The 4765-nt window shown below is 67.1% G+C and carries 4 protein-coding genes and 1 pseudogene; 1 reads left to right on the top strand and 4 read right to left on the bottom strand.

What is annotated here, in order from left to right:
- Nucleotides 1–60 precede the first annotated feature (60 nt).
- Nucleotides 61–984 carry an EamA family transporter gene (locus P2Q66_RS08235; protein ID WP_275727123.1) on the bottom strand — a complete coding sequence of 308 codons (924 nt, stop codon included), beginning with the start codon at nucleotides 982–984 and terminating at the stop codon, nucleotides 61–63.
- An 83-nt stretch (nucleotides 985–1067) separates the two neighbouring features.
- Here P2Q66_RS08235 and P2Q66_RS08230 point away from each other — a divergent pair, with 83 nt between their 5' ends.
- Nucleotides 1068–1967 (top strand): LysR family transcriptional regulator, encoded by a 900-nt coding sequence (locus P2Q66_RS08230; protein WP_275727122.1) that lies wholly within the window; start codon nucleotides 1068–1070, stop codon nucleotides 1965–1967.
- Nucleotides 1968–2017: 50 nt separating this feature from the next.
- On the opposite strand, the gene P2Q66_RS08225 is transcribed toward P2Q66_RS08230, so the two are convergent.
- The 3 genes and pseudogenes from P2Q66_RS08225 to P2Q66_RS08215 form a co-directional block, all read right to left on the bottom strand.
- A complete protein-coding gene (locus P2Q66_RS08225) occupies nucleotides 2018–2533 on the bottom strand; it encodes a hypothetical protein (protein ID WP_275727120.1) in 516 nt (171 codons plus the stop codon).
- Nucleotides 2530–3753, bottom strand: a complete 1224-nt coding sequence (locus P2Q66_RS08220) for a serine/threonine-protein kinase (protein WP_275727118.1) — start codon at nucleotides 3751–3753, stop codon at nucleotides 2530–2532. The genes P2Q66_RS08225 and P2Q66_RS08220 overlap by 4 nt, the downstream gene beginning before the upstream one ends.
- Before the next feature lie 288 nt (nucleotides 3754–4041).
- Nucleotides 4042–4765 (bottom strand): annotated as a pseudogene (locus tag P2Q66_RS08215) (hypothetical protein); the annotation flags it as partial.

Here is a 4765-nt window from a genome sequence, read left to right as displayed (position 1 = left end):
ATGTCTTGTTGTAGGAATGTCGGTTGACAGATCCGTCCTGTTGACAGGTCCGTCCTGTTGTCAGGAACGGACGGCAGGCGCCTCCGCCGCCAGCGGGCCGCCGTCGGGCTGCCCTGCGGGAGCCGCCTCCTGCTCCCGGCCAGCCTGAAGCGTGACCCCAATGCCTGCCGCCACAACCAACACGATGCCCAGCACGGCGCTGAGGCCGGGAACCTGGCCCAGGACGGCGAACCCGATCACCACTGCGATGGCCGGTTCCAGGCTCATCAGCGTCCCGAAGGCCGAGGCCTTCAGGCGGCGCAGCGCCAGCAGCTCGAGGCTGAAGGGGATCACCGGCATCAGCAGGGCCAGGCCTGCTCCGGCGAGCAGCAGCTGCCAGTCGAGGTGTGCGAAGACCGCCGGTCCCGCCACCACCGTAGTGGCAGCCGCGGCAACGGGTATGGACACTGCCAGCGCCTGCAGGCCGTTCACCTCGTCACCGGCACGCTGCGTCAGGAGGATGTAGGCGGCCCAGCAGGCCGCAGCACCCAATGCCAGGAGAACCCCGACAGGATCGATGCCACCGTGCCATGGCTCGGTCAGGGCTGCCACTCCGGCTGCTGCCACCAGGGCCCACCATCGTCCTGCGCGACGCCCCCGTATGACGGCGACCGACAAGGGGCCCAGGAACTCCAAGGCTGCTGCCGTGCCCAGCGGAATACGCATGGCAGCGGCCATGAACATCAGGGTCATGGCCGCGGTGGCGAGGCCCAGGAGGATGCATGTCGCCAGGCCGGTCCGGCTGATCCGTGACCGCCAGGGACGGGTGAAGGCGACCAGAATGACGGCGGCCCAGGCAAGGCGCAGCCAGGAGACTCCTTCGGGGCCAAGTTTGTCCGTGAGACCCACTGACGCGGCAAGGCCAAGCTGGACGCAGCACATGGCAGCCCCCGCCATTGCTGTCCCGCTCCGTACGCGGTTGCCGTGGTGTTGAGAAAATTCCATGCGTTCAGTAGACCGTCCCGGCACTGTCCTCGTCCACGTGATATTCGTTCACAAATTGTTCACGAATTATGGACAATGGACGGATGGAAACCCGCCGCCTGGAAGTCCTGCTGGAACTCGCCCGCCAAGGCTCGATGCGGAACGTCGCAGATGCCCTCCAGACCACCACGTCCACCGTGTCGCAGCAGATCGCGGCCCTTGCCCGGGAGACCGGCACGCCCCTCCTGGAACCGGTTGGACGCGGAGTCCGCCTGACACCGGCGGGCCGACGCTTGGCTGATCATGCGGTGACCATCCTCGCCGCCGTGGACGCCGCCACCGCGGAGCTGGATCCTGAAGCAGAGCCCGCGGGCACGGTCCGGGTGGCGGGTTTCGCCACCGCAATCCGGTTGGTCCTCATGCCCATTGTGCGGGAGCTTGCGGTGAGCCATCCGGAGGTGAAAATCGAAGTTCGGGAACACGAGCCTGCCGAAGCCCTTGCCCTGCTTGGCTCCGACACCGTGGACCTCGCCCTGACGTACGACTACAACCTGGCGCCGGACGGCAGCGGCAAGGCCTTTGACTCGCTCTCTTTGTGGAGCAGGCCGTGGAGCCTCGGTGTTCCTGAAGGCGCGCCACTGCAAGGTGGCAGTGCCACTGACATTTTCCGCGGCTTCCAGGGCTGGGACTGGATCGGCAACTCTCGCAACCAGGCGGACGAGCAGGTTCTGCGGCTCATCTCATCGATGGCCGGCTTTGAACCCCGGATGCGGCATCAGGCGGACAGCCTGGACCTCGTTGAGGACCTGATCCTCGCGGGAATGGGAATCGGCCTCCTGCCGGCGGACTGGAAGCCGCGCAGCGGCGTCACCCTCGTACGGTTGGCCGAACCCGACGTGGTGGTGCGCGCCTATGCCCGTACCCGGCGGGGCAATAACAGATGGCCGGCCCTCGCCGCTGTCCTCAACCACATTGAACGGAAGGCGGGGAACCTGCCCGGGTGAAGCGTGCCGCGGAAGGCGGGGCCGCCGTCGTCCGTTCTGTTTCCGCGGGCTTAGTCGCTGCCCTTGCCCTTGCCGCCCTTTTTGTCATTCCTGTCCGGCTCAGGTTCAGGTTCCGGTTCCGCTTCAGGTTCCGGTTCGGGTGACGGGGCCGGTGTTTCAACAGGAGCTGCGGCGGCTGCGGCGGCCGCCGCAGCCTGATCGGCCACTGCTTTGTCAGCCGCGGCCTTGTCAGCCGCTGCCTGCGCGGCGGCAACCGCATCGTCCAGGTCCGCACGCACGGCCGTGGCAATGGTGGTGATGCTGCGGCGCCGGTCGTCGGAAATCTGGCCCTTCGCCTGGGCAGCCTGAAGCTCCGCCTCAAGTCCCTCAAGGGCTTTCAACGCGCCGCCGGGATCATTTTGCGAGGACGCCTGGGTCACCTCGAGGACGCGAGCCTGGAGCTGCCTGGCGGCGTCACGCTGGAGGCCTGAGTCATTGGTGCCGCAGCCGCTCAGCAGTCCTGCTGCCAGCAAGGTGGCCGACCATCCGAGGACCAAACGGCCGGCGCCTCCTTGCTTCAGCCTCACGGCTCCACACTCTTCTGGAGTTCCTCCAGATGTTCGCCCAGGACCCCGGTCACCGTTGGGTAAGGCACGACGTCGGCTGGAGACTGCGCGGATATTGTCATCATCACCGCTGCCACCGCCGCCGCAACCGCGACGAGGCCGAGGACCACAGCAAGCCAGAACCGTTTGGTCCGGGTTTGCGGGTGCGCCTGTGCGGCAGCTGGAGTCGGCGCAGCCCCCTGCACGTTCTCTGCCGGGGCGGGGTCACTTGAGGATGCCGCTGCCTCGCGCAGCTCGTCCACCGATTCCTCCGCCGTGATGGAGGGAGGATGGAACGGCATAGCGGGGAGCACGCGCGTCGTCTCAGGCGCCAGTTCCCCGGGAGTCGACGCGGGCGACACCAGGGCCTGCCGCAGCGCAGTTTCAATGTCTGCGGCGGCAGGACGCTCCAGGGGCTCGATGGCGGTCATGGAGCGGAGCAGGTCAGCCCATTCGGCGGGGACGTCATCGGGGATCTCGGGCGCGCGGTGCAGCCGGGCCACCGCGGATTCCACAGCGCCGCCCGGGTATTCCACCACGCCCTTGATGCATTCCAGGAGCACCAGTCCCAGTGAGTAGATGTCGGTTGCGGGGGAGAGGGGCTGGCCCATCGCCTGCTCGGGGCTGAGGTAGGCAGCGGTGCCCACCATGGTTCCCGTGGCCGTGAGGCGGGTTGCATCCACAATGCGGGCGATGCCGAAGTCTGTCAGTTTCGGGCGCAGTGGCTCCCCGGGCCGGATCTGGACCAGCAGGATGTTGGCAGGCTTGATGTCACGGTGGATGATGCCCAGTCCGTGGACATAGGCCAGTGCATCCGCGATGCCGGCCCCGATGACAGCGAGCTCTTCAAGGGGCAAAGTGCTGTGCCGGATCCGCGTTCGAAGGTCCTGCCCCTCCACCAGTTCCATGGTGAGAAACGGCCTTGGCTCGTCCGGGATGCGCGTGTCGATGCCTGCGTCGAAAAGGGTGACCAGGCCCGGATGGTTCAGCGTGGCCAGAAGCTGGATTTCTGCTTCCTGGCGCTTCAATTCATCCGCATCAGGGGCCTGCGGTGCGAAGAGTTTGAGGGCTACATCGCGGCCCAGGTTTTCGTCCCTGGCGCAGTAGACCGAAGACATCCCGCCACGCCCAATGACCTCACCCAGCCGGTAACGTCCGCCAACAACTTCATTCGTGATGGAGCTCGGCGATTCCGCCACCATGACCCGTTCCTCCCGGTGCGCTGCGGCACTGTCGTACTCAAATTATACCGGCGGGGTGGCACTACTCGCGATTGGCGGCGGCTGGATGGGGGGATGGCACGCCAGCGGCCCGGCGGCGAGTTTGAAGAACTTCGCCACCGGACCACCGGTCACAAGGACATGTGTGCTGAGGACATGTTTTGCGTGTAATGTCGCGATTCTTCGGGCGGACCTCCTTCCCCTCAGCCTGCAGGGTGCAGCCGCTTCAGGCGCGTGGTGCAGGCGCGGGCAGATGCCTTTCAGATGTGGCTAGGACACCTTGCGCTTGCGCAGCATCAGGAGTCCGGCCACCAGGATCAGCAGGGCGAGCGGGACGAGCGACGTGTCAACACCCGTGTTGGCCAGCGCAGTGGCGCCCTGGGCCGGAGTGCTGCGGGGGGCAGCGTCGGCAGCAATGGCGCCACCAACTGCGGTGGACCCGGCAGATGCTACCGAGATGCTGCCGGTACCCGCGGTGCCGGTGCCCGTGGTGCCGGTACCGTTTCCGGTGCCGGTACCGTTACCGGCGCCGTTCCCGTTGTCGGTGCCGCTGGTGTCGGTCCCGTTTCCGGTACCGGTGCCCGGGTTGCTGGTGCCGGGATCAACGGTGCCCACGCCTCCGGTGTTGCCGTCGACCGGATCGGTACCCGGGGTTTCAGTGCCGGGGTTGTCGGTTCCCGGGGTTTCCGTCCCGGTGCCGTTGTCGCCGCCGATCAGGCCGAGGCCAAGGTCTGCGCCCAGGTCCACACCGAGATCGAGACCGCCGTTGCCGCCGGTGCTGCCATCGGTGCCGTTGGTGGTGGTGCCGCCGAGGTTGAGGTCGAGGGCTGCGTCTACGGCGGTGTCGAGTCCGTTGGTGGTGCCGTCGGTGCCGGTCAGGGTGCCGAGGCCGAGTGCTGCGTCTGCTGCGACGGCCAGGTCGGCTGCTGCAGTGTCGGTGCCGTTGGTGCCTGCTGTACCCAGGCCGAGGTTGACGTCGGCGACTGCGGCCAGG

The organism is Arthrobacter sp. Cr_A7, from assembly GCF_029222765.1.
Classification (GTDB): Bacteria; Actinomycetota; Actinomycetes; order Actinomycetales; family Micrococcaceae; genus Arthrobacter.
This window is presented reverse-complemented; position numbering and strand designations above follow the sequence as displayed.

Excerpts from the sequence above, each read along its gene's own strand:
- P2Q66_RS08235 (WP_275727123.1), bottom strand. The coding sequence starts at position 984 with ATGGAATTTTCTCAACACCACGGCAACCGCGTACGGAGCGGGACAGCA.
- P2Q66_RS08230 (WP_275727122.1), top strand. The coding sequence starts at position 1,068 with ATGGAAACCCGCCGCCTGGAAGTCCTGCTGGAACTCGCCCGCCAAGGC.
- P2Q66_RS08220 (WP_275727118.1), bottom strand. The coding sequence starts at position 3,753 with ATGGTGGCGGAATCGCCGAGCTCCATCACGAATGAAGTTGTTGGCGGA.